This window comes from Bartonella sp. AP36NXGY, from assembly GCF_042195865.1.
GTDB lineage: Bacteria > Pseudomonadota > Alphaproteobacteria > Rhizobiales > Rhizobiaceae > Bartonella.
This window is the reverse complement of record NZ_JBHIPD010000002.1, coordinates 77,021-95,627: the sequence shown is the minus strand read 5'-3', so window position 1 is coordinate 95,627 and position 18,607 is coordinate 77,021. Positions and strand designations below refer to the sequence as shown.

The following is an 18,607-nucleotide window of genomic DNA, read 5'->3' as shown; positions in this document are numbered from 1 at the left end:
TCAAACGATTTACTTCTCATATGATGATCAATCAGGTACATGATAATCTACAAACCGATTTTTATGGACATTAAAGAGTTTTCCAGTTTCCTTTAAATCAGGTGATAACAAATGGACTATCTTTTTTGCAACCTCTTGTGGTGAAGGAAGAGTTTGTGGATCTTCACCGGGCATAGCTTCAGCGCGCATGGCAGTGCGTGTGGCACCAGGGTTGACACAATTAATCTTAATAGGGGTTTGTTTGAGTTCTTCTGCCCAACAGCGGGCAATCACCTCTAAAGCCGCTTTAGAGGCTGCATAAGCTCCCCAGAATGGGCGCGCAGCATGCGCAACGCTTGAGGATAACAGGATGGCTCGTCCAGCATCAGATTCACGTAATAAAGGCTCAACGGCTTTCATTAAGCGCCATTGGCTGAAAAGATTTATTTGAAAAACATCTTCAAATACCGTGTTTTCTATATGCGCTATTGGTGAGAGTGTTCCAAGAATTCCTGCGTTTGCAACGATAATATCAAGTTTTTTCCAGCGTTTGGCAATTGAGATAGCAAGGGTATCGATGTTTTCCATATGATGCAAGTCAAGGGGAACAAGGGTTGCGTGAGCTCCTTTTTCTCGGATTTGATTATCTAATTCAGTAAGTCCACTGACTGTTCGTGCAAGAGCAATAATATGAGCGCCGCGTGCAGCAAGCTCGAGTGCCAAATAATAGCCAATCCCTCTTGATGCGCCAGTAACAAGTGCAACACGCCCATGGAGACTAAAGTCACGTTTTGTCATCATTAATCTCTTGTTTTAAGAACAGATGATTGATGAATTTTGGAGAGATTTTCTTGATCAACCAGATGCGTAGGATAATATCCAGTAAAATAATGGTCAGTAAATTGTGGATCGGCGTTATTCCGTTTTTCCCCTGCTACAGCAAGATATAATCCATCCGTTGAAAGAAATTCTAATGAATCCGCTCCAATAAAATCACACATAGATTTTAAATCTGGATATTGATTTGCTAAAAGGTTTTCAGCTTTAGGTGTATCAATACCATAAAAGTCAGGATAAAAAATCATAGGGCTAGAAATGCGCATATGAACTTCTTTTGCTCCTGCATCGCGAAGCATTCGTACAATTTTAAGGGATGTTGTTCCACGCACAATAGAGTCATCAACCAGAATAACACGTTTTCCTTCAATCACAGGACGGTTTGCCGAATGTTTTAACTTGACGCCAAAAGCGCGAATTTGTTGTGTTGGTTCGATAAAAGTGCGGCCAACATAGTGATTACGAATAATACCAAGCTCGAAGGGAATTCCAATTTCTTGTGCATAGCCAATTGCAGCAGGCGTTCCTCCATCAGGAACAGGAACCACAACATCACCCTCACAAGGGGCTTCCTGTGCTAAACGGATTCCCATATTTTTGCGTGTTGTATAAACACTACGTCCTCCAACGATTGAGTCCGGACGAGCAAAATAAACATATTCAAACAAGCAAAGTTTTTCTGGTTTTGTATTTTCTGGTTTTATAATTTTTTTCGTAATTTCCCCATTTTTTTGTATTTCACATATGATGATTTCTCCATTTTTAACATCACGGACATATTTTGCTCCAATAATATCAAGAGCACAAGTTTCAGAACAAAAGATAGGCTTACCATCAAGTTCCCCCATCACGAGAGGTCTAATTCCTGTTGGATCGCGTGCCGCAATAAGCTTTGTACGTGTGAGCGCTAACATAGCATACCCACCTTCTACTTGCCGAATCGCATCAACAAAACGATCAGAGGACGATTCATAACGTGAGCGGGCGATAAGATGGAGAAAAACTTCTGAATCTGACGTTGATTGACAGATAGCACCAGAAGCGATGAGTTCACGGCGTAATGTGAGACCATTGGTAAGATTACCATTATGCGCAATAGCAATACCTCCAACTTTCAATTCAGCAAAAAGGGGTTGAACATTGCGTAATGCCACTTCTCCAGTTGTTGAATAACGGGTATGTCCAATAGCACGATTTCCTGGTAAGCGCGCAAGTGTTGCAGGGTTTGTATAGTGATCGCCAACAAGACCTAAATGCTTTTCTTGATGAAATATTTTATTATGGTAAGAAACAATCCCAGCTGCTTCTTGCCCACGATGCTGAAGTGCGTGGAGTCCAAGAGCTGTTAATGTTGCGGCATCTTCATGCCCAAGAATACCAAAAACTCCACATTCTTCATGAAGGGTATCATCATCTAATGAAAATTCTTGACAGAAAACATCGCTTTTTATCATCATATTCTTTCAGTTGTGATATGGAGGAATCATTAATATCACATTTTACATCATTTAGTTCTCTTTCCTCATGAAAAACTATTCTCTATTTTTTGAAAATTATCTTTTCATGAGAGTGTTGCTCATACATATGTTTATTGCTGTCTTTAAACAAATTTTCCGTCTTTTCGAGAACAGATCCAATATCTTTGGGGAGTATTTCCCAAACTTTTTGTCCCAATGAATCTAAAATAGGCCTTGTTTTTGCATTTTTTAACCAATTCGCTTGAAGCTCGGGTTTAATCAGTGCATTAAGCAGTAACATACCGATGACCATGATAAGTAAACCACGAAGTGCTCCAAAAATAAAACCAATAGCACGGTCAAGGATACCAATTCGACTATCAATAATAAAATCAGAGATCTTCATTGTAATAATTGAAGTAATAATGAGAACAATAATAAAAATTGTGACCAATGTTGTGATCAATGCAATCATTTTATTAGAGAGATATTGTTCAAAGAAAGGTAAGACAGGTTTGAATAAAAACAGTGTCGTAACAGCTGCAACTGCCCAAGAAATCAACGATAACACTTCACGTGAAAATCCTCGAAGCATAGCAAGAAAAGCGGACAACAGGATGATTACTACGACAATTCCATCAAGGATTGTTATGATCATTTGTTTGTTCCTTATACATAAAGTTGTGTTCTTTTAAGTCTGTGTGCAAATATATTTTTTGTTATGCCATTTTTTGTTCTTATAGCAAGGATCTTTTGTATTTTATAGAGTTTTTTCTATATTATCATATCTGTGGTGCAGATCATTTTTTACTTACGGTAAGAGTAGCAACGAGTTCGGGAAGGTCGGAGAAAGTTTTTTGTTGAAAGTTGAGCGACTTCATCATTTCGGTTGTTGTTGTGGGGTGAAAGGCTCCTTGAAAGCCGAGTTTTTTTGCTTCATTGATGCGCTGTGCTGAATGTGCAACAGCGCGGGTAGCTCCTGAAAGACTGACTTCACCAAAATATACATAATCCGTTGGCAATGCGATATTGGCAAGAGAAGATACCAAAGCAGCGGCTACAGCTAAATCAGCAGCAGGTTCTGATATGCGATATCCACCTGCCACGTTCAGATAGACATCATGCTGTCCAAAACGAATGCCACAATGAGCTTCTAAAACGGCAAGAATCATAGAAAGGCGATTTCCATCCCATCCGACAACCGCACGTCTTGGTGTCCCAAGGGAAGAAGGAGCAACAAGCGCTTGAATTTCTACGAGTATCGGGCGTGTCCCTTCCATTCCTGCAAAAACAGCAGCGCCTGGTGCTTTTTCATTACGTTCCCCTAAAAATAATTCAGATGGATTTATCACTTCGCGTAATCCTTTATCAGACATTTCAAAGACACCAATTTCATCTGTTGGTCCGAAGCGATTTTTTACAGTTCTAAGAATGCGATAATGATGTCCTCCTTCACCCTCAAAATAGAGAACGCCATCAACCATATGTTCAACGACTCGAGGACCAGCAATTTGTCCATCTTTTGTAACATGCCCAACAAGAACAACGGCGGCTCCTGTTTTCTTGGCAAAGCGGATCATTGCCTGAGCACCGATACGTACTTGTGTGACAGTGCCAGGTGCTGAATCTGCTGTATCTGACCATAGGGTTTGAATCGAATCGATAATCACCATATCAAGGTTTTTATGTTCGCTTAAGGTTGCCAGAATATCTTCAACATTGGTTTCAGCAGCAAGTTTCACTTCTGTATTGTTAGCTTCAAGCCTTTGTGCGCGCAGACAAATTTGCGCAATAGCCTCTTCACCTGAAACATAGATGACATTATATCCTTTACGTGATAAAGCAGCGGCTGTTTGTGTCAGCAATGTTGATTTACCAATACCCGGATCACCTCCAACAAGGAGTGCTGATCCACGGACAAAGCCCCCACCGGTAACACGATCAAGTTCAGCAATACCAGAATGAATACGTGGAGCATCTTCGATATTTCCAGAAAGAGATGTGAGTGTGACAATGCGTCCTTTACGAGCATTCTGCTTAGGACCACTTCCTATGCCGCTATTTATAGTTTCTTCGATAAGGGAATTCCATTCCCCACAAGCGCTACATTTTCCTGCCCAACGGGAATGGATGGTTCCGCAATTTTGACAGATAAATTGAATACGATTACGCGCCATGTCGATTTAACCAATTTGCTCTGGAAGGTAATTGCTATCGGCCAGATCACTAAAGCGTGTGAAATCAGATTGAAAGGCAAGGGGCACGATTCCTGTCGGCCCATGGCGCTGTTTTGCAATAATAACGTCAGCTTTTCCAAAAGCTTTATCCATTATTTCTTGCCATTTCGTATGTTCCAAGCTACCTAGTTTTGGTTCTTCATTTTTGAGATAATATTCTTCGCGATAGACAAACAGAACGATATCGGCATCTTGCTCAATTGAACCAGATTCACGTAAATCTGAGAGCTGTGGACGTTTATCTGTTCTATTTTCTACTTGACGTGAAAGTTGAGAGAGAGCGATAATAGGAATATTAAGTTCTTTCGCTAATGCTTTTAATCCTGTGGTAATTTCTGTAATCTCTTGAACACGATTTTCTGATGAACGCTTTGAACTGCTTGTCATGAGTTGGATATAGTCAATAAACAAGATATCTAAACCATGTTGCCGCTTGAGACGCCGCGCACGAGCAGCTAATTGCGTAATTGATATTCCCCCAGTTTGATCAATATAAAGTGGTGCCTTTTGTAGTTGGTTCACCGCACGAATAATTTTTGAAAATTGTTCATCTGAAATATTGCCACGCCGAATATCAGAAGAAGAGACTTCTGTTTGTTCAGAAATAATACGGGTTGCAAGCTGTTCGGATGACATCTCAAGTGAGAAGAATCCCACAATGCCGCCTTCATTTTCTTGGATATTGGCATTACGATTATAAGCATTAGCAATATTAAAGGCAATATTGGTAGCCAGTGAGGTTTTACCCATACCAGGGCGGCCCGCAAGGATAATTAAGTCAGATGCTTGTAATCCTCCCATTTTTTCATCAAGTGTTTTAATATGGGTGGCTATCCCTGATAATTGTGAAGAGCGCTTTTTCGCAGCACTTGCCATATCGATAGCTTTTTTAATAGCCTCATTAAAATTTTCAAATCCACCTCCATATTTCCCTTTTTCTGCTAGCTCAAATAACTGATTTTCAACAGTTTCAATTTGTTGGGTAGGCGTGAGTTCTACAGGAGCATCAAAGGCTGTATTGACAACTTGAGTTCCAAGGTTAATCAAAGACCGTCGGATAAAAAGATCGTAAATGACGCGTCCATAATCTTCAGCGTTAATAATAGTGACTGCCTCTGTGGCTAAGCGAACAACATATTGGTATACAGTAATATCTCCAATTTTTTCTTCCATTTGGATATAGGGCTTGATTGTAACTGGATCTACACGTTTTCCTGTTTTAATAAGGTGAGATAAAACATGATAAATTTTTTGATGCAATGGTTCAAAAAAATGTTCTGGTTTTAGAAAATCTGAAACGCGGTCAAGAGAATCATTGTTGATAAAGATGGCACCAAGCAATGCCTGTTCAGCTTCAATATTATGCGGAAGTTGCCGAAAAGAAGGAGAATCCTCTTTCTTTGAAGAGCTGACATTAACAACGTTAGTTTCTTCCATAATATTTTTCCACTAAAATTCTAAGTCTAGCTACTTTAGGCGATAAATTGAAAATCGTATAATTAAAAGAATAGAGCTACAAACCTTCATTTTAAGTTAAAATTATATAATTTTTTAAAACTCTCTTTTCGTTCCTCATTTATCATTTGTGTATTATTTATATAACGTCTATCTATTTTATTTTATAATATGTGATTTTAAAGTGGAAGTTTTGCTACTCTAAATTTAAGTATTTTTAAGTTACTTAACCTTAAAATTCCAATATCTGTGTAAGTAGAATTATTTTTTATAACTGAAATTATTTCAGATCATGTGAGGATATAATCAAATTAACGCTCATACAAACTTTAGTCTTAAGGGTAGAACTTTAAATTATTTTTACTTTATATGCTGGAAAACAAAAGACATTTCCTCTTAGTGATACTACCATTCTCGGCATGTAATGCCTTTAAATAGTATATTTCTAATTCTTTCATAAAAATTAGGTTCTTTATGTACGATAGCCATAAAATACTCACTTTTAAAGTGCGAGTATTTTATGATCGATATTTAAAATGGAATAAAAAATATAAAACAGAAAGAAAAAATAGAAATTAAGCTTCTTGATGAGAACTGTTTATATCGTTGTCATTAATTTCTTCTGCCAATAATTCTTCCTGACTTTCTTCTAATAATTCTTCTTGAATATTATATATTTCTTTAGCCGAAGTGAGGGTTTCACCTTCTGCTTGGCGTTGTGCTTCACTGGTAGAACGCGCAACATTAATAATCACAGAAATTTGAACCTCTGGATGTAAGCTAAGAGTGATAGTGTGAAGACCGATCATTTTTATTGGATGATTAAGTTCGATTTGATTTCTTCCAATAGAAAAGCCTTCATCTGTTATGATTTCAGCAATATCACGTGTTGACACAGAACCATAAAGTTGTCCTGTTTCACCAGCAGAACGAACAACAATGAATGATTGTCCATCAAGTTTTTCAGCAATTTTTTGCGCTTCGCTTTTGCGTTCAAGATTACGTGCTTCAAGTTGTGCACGTTGTATCTCAAAATGTTTTTTATTAGCTTCATTTGCGCGTAAAGCTTTACCTTGAGGCAAGAGAAAATTACGCGCATAACCATCTTTAACTGAGACAATATCACCCATCTGACCAAGACGAGGAATGCGCTCAAGTAAAATAATATCCATAGTTTTTCCTTTCGAACAAATAAATTTAGTGGAGTTTTTTGCGTGATTGAAAATTGTATTGAATAGCAGCCCAAATTCCCATCAAAAGCATCATGAAAACAATAGGTGGAGTAAAAACGACTGTTAAAATAGCAATATAAACAAGAGAAAGTATAATAATCCGACCGTTTACCCCTTTTGTAATATTGTGAAGATATGCTAGACCGCTAATTAATATGATGACAATGTATGCAGTACTAAAGACACGGGTACTCAAGTTAAGAGAAGCGCTCAGCTCAACCATCGATGCTATGCAAACAATAATGAAAATAACAATTCCAGAAATGGGAAGGCGGAGAGTTTCGCTCCAATCATCACGGGGTCTTTTCAGCCATTTCATATGTTGTGCTGCTATCATGGAAAAGTAAAGGTTACCAATGAGAAAAACCAAACTATAAATAGTCAAAGAAAAAGCAGTAAAAGTTGCTGTATGCGTCATTAAAAGCTCACTAAAAGCGCGTATATCGGCTTCTTTTATTGACTGTGTTTGTTGCAGAGTTTGTGCTATGTTTTCGGTGATTTTTTTTGCAACGATGGGTGTGGAAGGACGTGTTTGAACATAGAGCCCAATGAAAGTTGCTATAAGAGCGATAAAATTAGTTAAATGAAAAATAACCGATGATAATGGATACCATATCAGTTCGTTTTCTTTTTGCGCTGGTCGTGCAAGCCCAAGAAGCCAAGAAGCATAGACAGCAGGAAGGAAAAATAAGAACATAAAGCCAAGAGCAATATAGGTATTAGTGGTTATGATAAGAACAACAGTGGCACTTATGAGGGCGATGAGACTGGCTAATGTTCCTTGACCGAACGCAACAATAAAAATTGGCAATGAAAGAAAGCAGCCAAGAAGAAGAGAAAAAAAGGGCGCGATATTTGCAACACTGATGATTGCCAGTCCTATCACAACAGCAAATAATCCTGCCAAAATACCGGTTAATATCTCATAAGTACGATTTTTTTTCATTTATTGCTGTCCTGCTTTCTGCAGTTAGAGGTGTGTCAATACCCCAACTTTGACATTTAATAGCTTAACATAGGATACAACAAGCTATTTTTTAACCATATAAGAAATGCAACTGGAGAAACTCTCCAGTTGCATAGCGTATTGATTGCTTACTTTATAACGTACGGAAGTAAGCCTAAAAAGCGAGCACGTTTGATAGCATTAGCTAATTCACGCTGTTTTTTCTGACTAACAGCAGTAATCCGTGAAGGAACAATTTTCCCACGTTCGGAAATATAACGTTGTAACAACTTGATGTCTTTATAATCAATTTTGGGAGCATTGGTCCCTGAAAAAGGACACGTTTTACGACGACGATGAAAGGGGCGACGTGCAGAGTTTTGATTAGTATCAGTCATTATTCTACCCCTTCTATAGTATTTTCACGTTGACGACGTGGAAAACGAGGACGCTCTTCATCATGTCCAATGTGACTATTGCGATCAAGGTGTGAGAGCATAGCAGATTTTTCTTTTTCGTGTTTTTCTACGCGAATGGTCATATAACGCAAAATATCCTCATTGATGCGCATCTGACGCTCCACTTCAGCAATTGCTGAAGCTGGTGCATCAATATTGACTAAGACATAATAAGCTTTACGGTTTTTACGAATACGGTAAGCAAGAGGACGAAGTCCCCAATTTTCTATACGCCCAACTTTTCCACCATGCGCTTCAATGACACCTTTGTAGAGACTCAAAAGTTCATCAACTTGCTGCGGTGCAATGTCTTGTCGGGCAAGGAACATATGTTCATAAAGAGCCATTGTTTTGCCTTTCTTCAATTAAATTTCACCGGTTTTAGCGCAAAGCCTCTGCGACTTGTCTTTTTTGGAAATCCAAAGAAGAAAGGACGCGTTTACAATTCGAGACATCTCAGAGCGGAGATACGGGAGGCCGGAAACATTGTATTTCCTACTGATATTTTACAGCCCTCCGTTCAACCTCCAGCTAAAGTGCCGGCAACGAATATTTCATATCTACAGGTTATCTTTTAAAATAGCAAGTTTATGCACATAAAAAAATTGATTTGTTAAATCTTGATATATTTCCTTCTTCTACAAAAAGATAATACTGTAATATAAAGGCAAAGGAGGGAAAAATGGACTTTTTAAACCAGATTGATGTTACACTCTTTGAAATGTTTGTCGGCAATCATCAAGCTTGGTCGATTGTAGTTTTGTTTAGTATTTTTTGTGCAAAGTTTTTAATTTATATTATTCCTCTCCATCTTTGTGCGTTGTGGTTTTGTGGTGGGGAGAGGGAGCGGTGTGTTGTGCTAAGCATTTGCATGAGTATTTGTGCATCTCTTTTCATAGGTTATCTCATTTCTCTTTTTTATTTTCATCCTCGCCCATTCGTGGTAGGGCTGACGACACCGCTTATTCAACATCGTGCAACAGCTTCTTTTCCTAGTAATCATGCCTTGACCATTGCATCTTATGCAGCTAATTTTTATTTTTACCGATACAAAGTTACTTTTAAATTTGCCGTAGTGTTTTTATGCTTAATCTGTTGGGCGCGCATCTTTGTGGGTGTACATTATCCCTTTGATATTTTAGCAGGTGCACTTTTAGGAAGTCTCATAAGTTTGGGTATTATTCAGTTTATAGCACCCTATTTCCCTAAGTTTTTATATCAAATTCCGCCTTTAAAATATAATTTTAAGTGTGGTATTCGTTTTAAATAAAGGGCTTTATCTTGATTTGTGCGGATGAATAAGGTCAAAAGAAAATAATTTAATTGTACAGTTTTAGGAGTTGATAAATGGGTGCAGCTTTTATTTTTCCAGGGCAGGGGAGTCAACTTGTTGGTATGGGGAAAGCGCTTGCAGAGCAATTTATTGTCGCACGGATGGTTTTCGAGGAAGTTGATGATGCTTTGGGTGAGAAATTATCAAAGATCATTTTTGAAGGACCAGCAGATGTTTTAACGTTAACAACAAATGCACAACCGGCATTAATGGCTGTATCTATGGCTGTCATTCGTGTGATGAAACAATTAGGGCTTCGTATAGAAGAAAAGGTAAGGTTTGTTGCTGGTCATTCTTTAGGCGAATATTCGGCTCTTTGTGCTGCTGGTACATTTACTCTCACAGATACGGCAAGACTTTTGCGTATTCGTGGCAATGCTATGCAGGCTGCTGTCGCGGTTGGTGAAGGTTCTATGGCTGCATTAATTGGTTTAGAAGAGCACATTGTGGAAGAAATTTGTGAAACTGTTTCTGGAGAAGGACTATGTCAGATTGCTAATGATAATGGTGGTGGGCAAATTGTTATTTCCGGTAAAGCAAAAGCAGTTGAGGCAGCGGTAGAGATTGCATCAACAAAAGGTGCAAAACGTGCACTTCTTCTTCCAGTTTCTGCACCTTTTCATTCGTCTTTAATGCAGCCTGCTGCTGATGCCATGAAGAAAGCGCTTTTGACTGTTAATAAAATGGAACCTATTGTTCCTTTAATTGCCAATGTTTCTGTTACACCAGAAAAGGATCCAGAACGTATTGCTTCTCTTCTTGTCCAACAAGTGACGGGGAGGGTGAGGTGGCGTGAAACAATAGAATGGATCGGGGCTAATGGGGTTGATACGCTTTTTGAAGTTGGTTCTGGAAAAGTATTAACAGGTTTAACGCGTCGTATTAACAAGGATATAAAAGGGGTAACTATTGGAACAGTTGATGAAATAGAATCAGCGCTAGGTATGCTTGGCGTTTAATCTATAAGGAGTTTAAAAATGTTTAAATTAACAGGGCGTAAAGCTCTTATAACGGGGGCATCAGGAGGAATTGGTGAGGCAATTGCACGCTGCTTTCATGCACAAGGAGCCATTGTTGGACTTCATGGAACACGTGAAGAAAAGCTCAGAGAAGTGGCGGCAGAATTAGGGCAGAATGTTTTTGTATTTCCCGCTAATCTTTCTGAACGCCAATCGGTTAAACAATTGGCTGAAGTTGCAGAGAGAAAAATGGATGGCGTCGATATTTTGGTTAACAATGCGGGAATCACTAGGGATGGTCTTTTTGTGCGTATGCAAGATAAAGACTGGGATGATGTTTTAGAAGTTAACCTAACAGCTGCTTCTCTTTTGACGCGTGAATTAATACATTCTATGATGCGCCGCCGTTATGGAAGGGTTATTAACATTACATCTGTTGTTGGTGTTGTGGGAAACCCTGGACAAACGAATTATTGTGCTGCAAAAGCAGGCTTGATAGGTTTTTCTAAAGCATTGGCACAAGAAATTGCTTCGCGAAACATCACTGTCAATTGTATTGCTCCAGGATTTATTAAATCCGCAATGACAGACAAGCTTAATGAAAAGCAAAAAGAAGCCATTATGGCTGCGATTCCGATGAAACGTATGGGAAGTGGGCAAGAAATAGCCGCTACTGCTGTTTATTTAGCAAGCGATGAAGCAGCCTATACGACAGGTCAAACACTCCATATCAATGGTGGAATGGCAATGATTTGAGTATTTATTTTATTCCACATTGATTTATGAGTTGTATTATTTTAGATAGTAACGATTGAAATGGATAGATGCATCTATTTCTTTAATATGGTCGTTGATCAATTGATGTCGGAATGTCAGATTGGTTCATTTTGTAGGGGATATCCACAGGATGTTTTAAATCATTACTAAAATCTTTTAAAGTAATGCATCTATTGCTTGATTAGATGAACCGATATAGTTAACCAAATTATAGGAAATATAAATTCGAGGATTTCAACATGAGTGACACAGTAGAGCGCGTTAAGAAAATTATCGTGGAACATCTTGGGGTTAATGCTGATAAAGTTGTAGAAAATGCAAGCTTTATCGATGATCTAGGGGCTGATAGCCTTGATACGGTTGAACTCGTTATGGCTTTTGAAGAAGAGTTTGGGGTAGAAATTCCAGATGAAGCTGCTGAAACGATTTTTACAGTTGGCGATGCAGTCAAGTTCATTGATAAAGCTTCTGCGTGATTACTAAAGGGCAAAGGCATAAATTGCTTTTGCCTATATTCTTCGGAGCTCTTTTGAAAAGAGAGCTTTGAGAGGTGAAGTTTAGTTCAAGGTTAGAAGTTATGAGACGTGTTGTTGTTACTGGTTTAGGGTTGGTATCTCCATTAGCTGGTAATACTGAATATAGTTGGAAACGACTTCTTGAAGGAAGAAGTGGTGTCCGACGTATCACTGAGTTTGATGTGTCAGATTTGCCATGCCAGATTGCTGCGCGTATCCCCTTAGGGGATGGAACAGAGGGGACTTATAATGCTGATTTGTATATGGAACCTAAAGAGCAACGTAAAGTTGATGCATTTATTGTTTATGCAATGGCTGCTGCTAACCAAGCGCTTGCAGATGCCGAATGGTTTCCTAAGAGTGATGAAGATCAGATTTGTACAGGCGTGTTAATTGGTTCGGGAATTGGGGGAGTTGAGGGTATTGTTGAAGCTGGTTATACGCTTCGTGATAAGGGCCCACGTCGTGTTTCTCCTTTTTTTATTCCAGGTCGTTTGATTAATCTTGCTTCTGGTTATGTGTCTATTCAATATGGTTTACGGGGGCCTAATCATTCTGTTGTAACGGCTTGTTCAACAGGGGCGCATGCAATTGGTGATGCGGCACGTTTGATTATGTTTGGTGATGCAGATGTCATGGTGGCAGGGGGGACTGAATCTCCGATAAATCGGATATCTCTTGCAGGTTTTGCAGCTTGTAGAGCTCTTTCTACTTGTCGCAATGATGATCCTGAACGGGCGTCACGTCCTTATGATATTGATCGTGATGGTTTTGTGATGGGGGAAGGAGCAGCTGTTGTTGTTTTAGAAGAGCTGGAACATGCCAAAAAACGAGGAGCGCGTATTTATGCTGAGGTTATTGGCTATGGTTTATCTGGTGACGCTTACCACATTACAGCGCCTTCAGAAAGTGGTGAAGGGGCTCAGCGTAGTATGATAGCTGCTCTTAAGCGTGCACAAGTGAATGTAAGTGAACTTGATTATATTAATGCTCATGGTACATCTACGATGGCTGATTCCATAGAGCTAGCGGCTGTTGAGCGTGTTTTAGGGAGTTATGCACCACAAGTTTCTATGTCATCAACGAAATCATCTATCGGGCATTTACTTGGTGCAGCCGGTGCTGCTGAGGCTATTTTTTCTATTTTAGCTATACGGGATAATATAGCCCCAGCGACACTTAATCTTGACAATCCATCGATTGAAACGAAAATCGATCTTGTACCACACAAACCGCGTGAACGAAAGATTGATACGATTCTTTCTAATTCTTTTGGATTTGGTGGGACAAATGCATCGTTGGTGATGCGACGTTTTAGGGGATAATAAGTATTTTTATTTAATTTTTGCTTTTGAGTTTTCTACTTTATTATAAGGTGAATAAGAAATTATAATATTATCCTTAATCGCTATTGAGGGGTTATGTCCGATGTGAAAAATGGAAAATCATTAAAGGACGTAAGTGATTCCTCTTCGAATCATTTAGCAGATAGTTATGACATGTTAATACATAAAAAACGAAAGAAATCATCTATCGTCCGTAATCCGTTGGTCATTCTCGGTCATTTTTTTCTTATGCTGATTGTGATTATTCTTTTTGCCATAAGTATTCCTCTTTATATTGGAAAAAGTATTTTTGAAGAAAAGGGAAAAATTGAGGAAGAACAAATTGTTCTTATCCATCCTGGTACCGGAATTCGTGAAATTGCTTCATTGCTAGAAAAACGTGGTTTCATTCGATCATCAGATATTTTTGTTTATGGGGTTGGTTATCACCAAAAAACAACGCATCTGAAGGCTGGTGAATATTTAATTCCAGCTCATGCTTCGATGCAGGATATTATGGATATTCTTGTGAAAGGAAAATCTATAGAGTATACATTTACAGTACCTGAAGGTTTAACGGTTCAGCAAGTTTTCGATCGATTAGCTGCGAATGAAATTTTGATTGGAGACCTTCCAAAAATTTTGCCTCCAGAAGGTTATTTAATGACGGATACTGTTCGTTTTATTCGGGGAACAACGCGTAAAGAGATTGTAAACAGGTTGCGTGAAGGACAGACAAAATTAATTCATGCTATATGGGCTACGCGTTCACCTGATTTACCCATTAAATCAATTGATGAATTTGTTATATTAGCCTCAATTGTTGAGAAAGAAACGGGAATTGCAGCAGAAAGACCAATGGTTGCTGCGGTATTTTATAACCGCCTTACAAAGCATATGCGTCTTCAATCGGATCCAACAGTAATTTATGGTCTCTTCGGAGGAAAAGGAAAACCATCCGGTCGTGCAATTTATCGTTCAGATCTTGAGAAGGAAACACCATATAATACTTATAAAATTAATGGTTTGCCCCCAACGGCTATTGCAAATCCAGGTCGAGATTCTTTAAAAGCGGTGGCACATCCACCAAGCAGTGATGCACTTTATTTTGTTGCTGATGGTTCAGGAGGGCATGTTTTTTCTCGAACTTTAGAGGAACATAATATGAATGTTCGCAAGTGGCGAGAATTAAAGGCAAAACATTGAATTTATAGTGATAACACATCTTTTTGCATCGTAAATGAGAATCCCAAATATAGTAAAATTTTTCTATTTAAATTTTTTATGAGAATGATAAAAAATCATTTTCTTGTCTGTCACAAGTGGGTTGGCGTATGGATAAAAATATTTAAGAAAAAAGTGAATATACTGCTAATACCTTATCTCAAAAAAGAGCAAAATAACATTGAGAATTGCTAAGAAAACACATTGATTAGGGGAGAGGTTGAGATAATGTATAATTCAAATTTTGGAGAAACATTTATGAACAAAGTAGAGTGATGTAATGACAGTCTTTGAAAGTAAATTGAGTGCTATAAAAATAAATCAACGCCGCGGTTTTTTATTTATTCTTTCTTCGCCTTCAGGTGCTGGTAAATCAACAATTTCTCGATTACTTCTAAAAGAGGGACAATTAGAGCTTTCCGTAAGTATGACCACAAGGAAAAGGCGTCCTAGTGAAGTAGATGGGCTGCATTATTACTTTATTTCAAAGGAAGAGTTTGAATATAAGCGTGATAGGGATGAATTTATTGAGTGGGCAGAAGTTCACGGAAATTATTATGGCACTTTACGTGAAACTGTTGAAAGCGCATTGAATGCTGGCCAAGATATGTTATTTGATATTGATTATCAAGGTACCGAGCAGCTGCAAAAAAAGATGCTAGGAGACACTGTATCTGTTTTTATTCTTCCACCATCAATGAAAGAGCTTGTTTCGCGTTTACATCGTCGAGCAGAAGATAGTCAAGATACTGTCAATTTGCGATTGGAAAATGCACGAACGGAGTTAAAGCATTGGCTTTCTTATGATTATGTTGTGATTAACGAAGATTTAGATCAGTCTTTATCTTTTATTAAATCAATTTATTTAGCTGAAACCGTAAAACGTGAGCGTTGTTCTTATCTTGGCTCTTTTGTTGATGGGCTTATTGCTGAAAAAATCGATAAATGTTGTGATTAAAAAAGGTTTTATAACACAAAGTGCATTTTTTAGAGCACTAGATGCGCTAAAGTTACAAATTCAGAAATCGAGAGCGTTTCAGCACGGCGCGTTCCATCAATTCCAGCTTTTTCTAATAGCTCTTCACCTCCAAGTATTTTGAGATTTTGACGAAGCATTTTTCGTCTTTGCCCAAAGGCGGTTTTTGTGACGAGGCTTAGTTTTTGTGCAGAGCAGGAAAGAGGTTGTATTCGCGGAATAATATGAACAACGGAAGACGTTACTTTAGGTATTGGTATGAAGGCTTGAGGGGGGACATCAAAAGCAATTTTAGCAGTGGTACGCCAGCCAGTTAAGACACTAAGACGTCCATAATGAGTAGATTGAGGTTTAGCTGTAATCCGTTTGGCAACTTCACGTTGAAACATCAATGTCATTGATTCATAAAAAGGAGGCCATGGTTCAGTCAAAAGCCAATTTAATAAGAGTTGTGTCCCAATATTATAGGGAAGATTTGCAATAATGCGCGGTTTTACAGGGCTTGTTTCAAAGAGTTTTGAGAAATCTTGCTTCAGTGCATCATTACAAATAACTTTTAATTTTTTAGGATAGTGTTTTTCTATTTCTAAGAGAGCCGGTATGCAGCGCTCATCGCGTTCTATTGCTGTTACAATGGCACCCTTTGCTAGCAAGGCACGTGTGAGACCTCCAGGACCAGGACCAATTTCAAGAACAGGTTTTCCTTCTATATTGCCTGCTTGATGAGCAATTTTAGATGTTAAATTAAGATCAAAAAGAAAATTCTGCCCCAAAGATTTATGCGCTTGTAATCCATATATATCAATGACCTCACGCAGAGGAGGGAGATTATCTATTGGCATGGGTTTAAACTATTTTTTGCAAGTTGATTTGCAAGTTTAAGAGCAGCAATAAAGCTTTCGGGAGAGGCTATCCCTTTATCAGCAATGTCAAAAGCAGTCCCGTGATCTGGAGACGTGCGAATAAAAGGTAGACCTAACGTGACATTAACAGTGCTATCAAAGTCTAATGTCTTAACAGGGATAAGGGCTTGATCATGATACATACAAATGGCAACGTCATATGCTTTTCTTGCGCATTCATGGAACATTGTGTCGGCAGGCAGCGGGCCTGCAATATTGAGTCCTTTCTTTTTAAGATATTCAATAGCAGGAGTGATAATTTCAATATCTTCTTTTCCCATTGCACCTCCTTCTCCAGCATGAGGATTAAGACCAGCAACAGCTAGTCGGGGTGATGTTATTTTAAACCTTGTTTTTAAGTCATATTCAGTAATAAGTACCGTTTGAATAATTAAATCACGGGTAAGCTGTGAAGGAACATTTTTAAATGGAATATGAACAGTTATTGGTACTGTTTTTAATCGAGGTCCTGCTAACATCATAACTGGATGATAACATTTATGAAAAGCTTTATGGGCTAAATCGGCTAAAAATTCTGTATGACCTGGAAATTGAAAACCGGCATCATAAAGACTCTTTTTTGCAATAGGACAAGTGATAAGTGCACATGCATGGCCATTTTGAATCAATTGAACACAGCGTTTAATTGCTTCAATAATTCCAGCTGTATTTTTCGATGAAGGTATACCTAATTGATCACTTTGTTTGTTTTTTAACGGTATGATAGGAAGAGCGCTTTGAAAATTTTTTGCAGGATTATTGATTAAAACAGATTGCACCTCAACATCAATCTGTAAAAAACGAGCGCGCGAACGAATAACATCTGGATCAGCAAGAAGTACAAAAGGTGGAATTTGGCGCGTAACACGCAAATTCCACGCTTTTAGTACTATTTCAGGACCAATTCCGGCAGGATCACCACCGCTAACAATAAGAGCAGCCATTATGAATTTTGAATGCGTGCCACTCGGCGCAGTTCTTCTAAATATTTGTCGCTTAATTCTTCAAGTTTTTGCGGGCTTCTTTTTTTACTATCTTGAAGAGAAAATATCAGTCGAGCGACATAATCATCAGAAACTCTTTTTATTTTGCAGACAGCAATTGCTTCGATTCCATCAGATGTTTCTTGTAATTTTGTCATTTTTCCAGCAGGCGTTTCAAGAATAGCTTGTTCCCATGCATTAGGAAGTTGTGGCTCCAGAAACTTTCCTAAGTGGCGGATAGTAACGTCTAAAATACCTCTTGCTTGATTGTGAGCATTGGCACATCCACGGAAATGTGCGCGAAAATTACTTGCTTCTCTTTGACGTCTTTCAAAGATCTCTGAACGACGATGTGCAGGAATGACAAAAACAATTCGCTGTAATGTATATTCGTTGGTTGAAGGTTTTACACCACCATTTTTTAATATTCTGCGTACAGCTTCTTGTTCGCTAATCATACCTGTTTCAGCTTGATAGCGTGCGCTAACAAGACGCCCCCATCCTATTTGTCCACGGATGTAATCTTTAAAGTGTTGCACTGTGATCTCAGTTTGGATCAGAATCTGGTTGAGCTGATCAATCGTCATATTATTTTGTGTCGCAAAATTCTCAAAAGCTCTATCAACTTCATCATTGCTTACTTCAATATTACGACGTTTTATTTCAATATTTTTTAGCTTTTCATCAATAAGCTCTTTTTTAGCCTGTGCCACCAAATTGCCTTGCTTTTGTTGTAGCCTGAGAAAAGCAAGGCGTCTTTGTATATCATAATTTGTGATGGGGTTGCCATTAACTGTAACAACAATAGAAGTCTGCGCAAAGACTGTCGGAATCAAAAATCCATTTATTAGCAGGCTACTTACGCTCAAAGATGCAATATAAAATAAAGCAAGAAAACGCTTTTTCAATTTATTCATGTAAATAGGCTTTCGCATTGTTTATTAATTCTCATCAACAACTTAAAATACACGCTTTCTTTCATAAAAACAATGATAAGTTAAATGACTGATAC

19 protein-coding genes are annotated in these 18,607 nt (G+C 38.3%); 7 read left to right on the top strand and 12 right to left on the bottom strand.

The annotated features are described in order from the left end of the window. Window positions 1-27: 27 nt before the first annotated feature. From ACFINX_RS01370 to rpsF, 9 genes are all read right to left on the bottom strand, one after another. Window positions 28-777 carry an SDR family NAD(P)-dependent oxidoreductase gene (locus ACFINX_RS01370; protein WP_375620812.1) on the bottom strand — a complete coding sequence of 250 codons (750 nt, stop codon included), beginning with the start codon at window positions 775-777 and terminating at the stop codon, window positions 28-30. A gap of 2 nt (window positions 778-779) precedes the next feature. After that, complete coding sequence (gene purF, locus ACFINX_RS01365; RefSeq protein ID WP_375610159.1) at window positions 780-2,273, bottom strand: amidophosphoribosyltransferase; 1,494 nt, start codon at window positions 2,271-2,273, stop codon at window positions 780-782. Window positions 2,274-2,355: 82 nt separating this feature from the next. After that, on the bottom strand, window positions 2,356-2,931 hold the full coding sequence (locus ACFINX_RS01360; protein WP_375668202.1) for a CvpA family protein: 576 nt from the start codon (window positions 2,929-2,931) through the stop codon (window positions 2,356-2,358). A gap of 142 nt (window positions 2,932-3,073) precedes the next feature. Next, window positions 3,074-4,450, bottom strand: coding sequence for a DNA repair protein RadA (gene radA, locus ACFINX_RS01355; RefSeq protein ID WP_375612937.1), 1,377 nt, complete (start codon window positions 4,448-4,450; stop codon window positions 3,074-3,076). A gap of 6 nt (window positions 4,451-4,456) precedes the next feature. Continuing rightward, the gene (locus tag ACFINX_RS01350; protein ID WP_273791081.1) at window positions 4,457-5,947 is read right to left on the bottom strand and encodes a replicative DNA helicase; all 1,491 of its coding nucleotides are present in this window, start codon (window positions 5,945-5,947) and stop codon (window positions 4,457-4,459) included. 593 nt (window positions 5,948-6,540) lie between these two features. After that, window positions 6,541-7,137, bottom strand: coding sequence for a 50S ribosomal protein L9 (gene rplI / locus ACFINX_RS01345; protein WP_375611229.1), 597 nt, complete (start codon window positions 7,135-7,137; stop codon window positions 6,541-6,543). A 25-nt stretch (window positions 7,138-7,162) separates the two neighbouring features. Next, window positions 7,163-8,143 (bottom strand): hypothetical protein, encoded by a 981-nt coding sequence (locus ACFINX_RS01340; protein WP_375668201.1) that lies wholly within the window; start codon window positions 8,141-8,143, stop codon window positions 7,163-7,165. 149 nt (window positions 8,144-8,292) lie between these two features. After that, window positions 8,293-8,541 (bottom strand): 30S ribosomal protein S18, encoded by a 249-nt coding sequence (gene rpsR / locus ACFINX_RS01335; RefSeq protein WP_012754957.1) that lies wholly within the window; start codon window positions 8,539-8,541, stop codon window positions 8,293-8,295. Further along, the gene (gene rpsF / locus ACFINX_RS01330) at window positions 8,541-8,948 is read right to left on the bottom strand and encodes a 30S ribosomal protein S6 (protein ID WP_375612935.1); all 408 of its coding nucleotides are present in this window, start codon (window positions 8,946-8,948) and stop codon (window positions 8,541-8,543) included. The genes rpsR and rpsF overlap by 1 nt, the downstream gene beginning before the upstream one ends. A 335-nt stretch (window positions 8,949-9,283) precedes the next feature. On the opposite strand from rpsF, the gene ACFINX_RS01325 reads away from it, so the two are divergent. The 7 genes from ACFINX_RS01325 to gmk all read left to right on the top strand — a co-directional run bounded on the left by ACFINX_RS01325 (window position 9,284) and on the right by gmk (window position 15,692). After that, window positions 9,284-9,871, top strand: a complete 588-nt coding sequence (locus ACFINX_RS01325; RefSeq protein WP_375634131.1) for an undecaprenyl-diphosphatase — start codon at window positions 9,284-9,286, stop codon at window positions 9,869-9,871. A gap of 77 nt (window positions 9,872-9,948) precedes the next feature. Next, window positions 9,949-10,893, top strand: a complete 945-nt coding sequence (gene fabD, locus ACFINX_RS01320) for an ACP S-malonyltransferase (protein WP_375668200.1) — start codon at window positions 9,949-9,951, stop codon at window positions 10,891-10,893. Between the two features lie 18 nt (window positions 10,894-10,911). Continuing rightward, a complete protein-coding gene (fabG, locus tag ACFINX_RS01315) occupies window positions 10,912-11,649 on the top strand; it encodes a 3-oxoacyl-[acyl-carrier-protein] reductase (protein ID WP_375668199.1) in 738 nt (245 codons plus the stop codon). Window positions 11,650-11,909: 260 nt separating this feature from the next. Then, window positions 11,910-12,146, top strand: coding sequence for an acyl carrier protein (locus ACFINX_RS01310; protein WP_004860281.1), 237 nt, complete (start codon window positions 11,910-11,912; stop codon window positions 12,144-12,146). Window positions 12,147-12,247: 101 nt separating this feature from the next. Then, window positions 12,248-13,510 (top strand): beta-ketoacyl-ACP synthase II, encoded by a 1,263-nt coding sequence (gene fabF / locus ACFINX_RS01305; protein WP_375611235.1) that lies wholly within the window; start codon window positions 12,248-12,250, stop codon window positions 13,508-13,510. A gap of 96 nt (window positions 13,511-13,606) precedes the next feature. Then, window positions 13,607-14,716 carry an endolytic transglycosylase MltG gene (gene mltG, locus ACFINX_RS01300; protein ID WP_375611236.1) on the top strand — a complete coding sequence of 370 codons (1,110 nt, stop codon included), beginning with the start codon at window positions 13,607-13,609 and terminating at the stop codon, window positions 14,714-14,716. Between the two features lie 298 nt (window positions 14,717-15,014). Then, window positions 15,015-15,692 carry a guanylate kinase gene (gene gmk, locus ACFINX_RS01295; RefSeq protein WP_375612929.1) on the top strand — a complete coding sequence of 226 codons (678 nt, stop codon included), beginning with the start codon at window positions 15,015-15,017 and terminating at the stop codon, window positions 15,690-15,692. A gap of 29 nt (window positions 15,693-15,721) precedes the next feature. Here gmk and rsmA read toward each other — a convergent pair whose 3' ends face one another. From rsmA to ACFINX_RS01280, 3 genes are read right to left on the bottom strand one after another with little or no spacing between them, the layout of a single operon-like run. Beyond that, on the bottom strand, window positions 15,722-16,552 hold the full coding sequence (gene rsmA, locus ACFINX_RS01290; RefSeq protein WP_375611238.1) for a 16S rRNA (adenine(1518)-N(6)/adenine(1519)-N(6))-dimethyltransferase RsmA: 831 nt from the start codon (window positions 16,550-16,552) through the stop codon (window positions 15,722-15,724). After that, the gene (gene pdxA, locus ACFINX_RS01285) at window positions 16,543-17,556 is read right to left on the bottom strand and encodes a 4-hydroxythreonine-4-phosphate dehydrogenase PdxA (protein WP_375668198.1); all 1,014 of its coding nucleotides are present in this window, start codon (window positions 17,554-17,556) and stop codon (window positions 16,543-16,545) included. The genes rsmA and pdxA overlap by 10 nt, the downstream gene beginning before the upstream one ends. Continuing rightward, window positions 17,556-18,512 (bottom strand): SurA N-terminal domain-containing protein, encoded by a 957-nt coding sequence (locus tag ACFINX_RS01280; RefSeq protein ID WP_375629237.1) that lies wholly within the window; start codon window positions 18,510-18,512, stop codon window positions 17,556-17,558. The genes pdxA and ACFINX_RS01280 overlap by 1 nt, the downstream gene beginning before the upstream one ends. Window positions 18,513-18,607 lie beyond the last annotated feature (95 nt).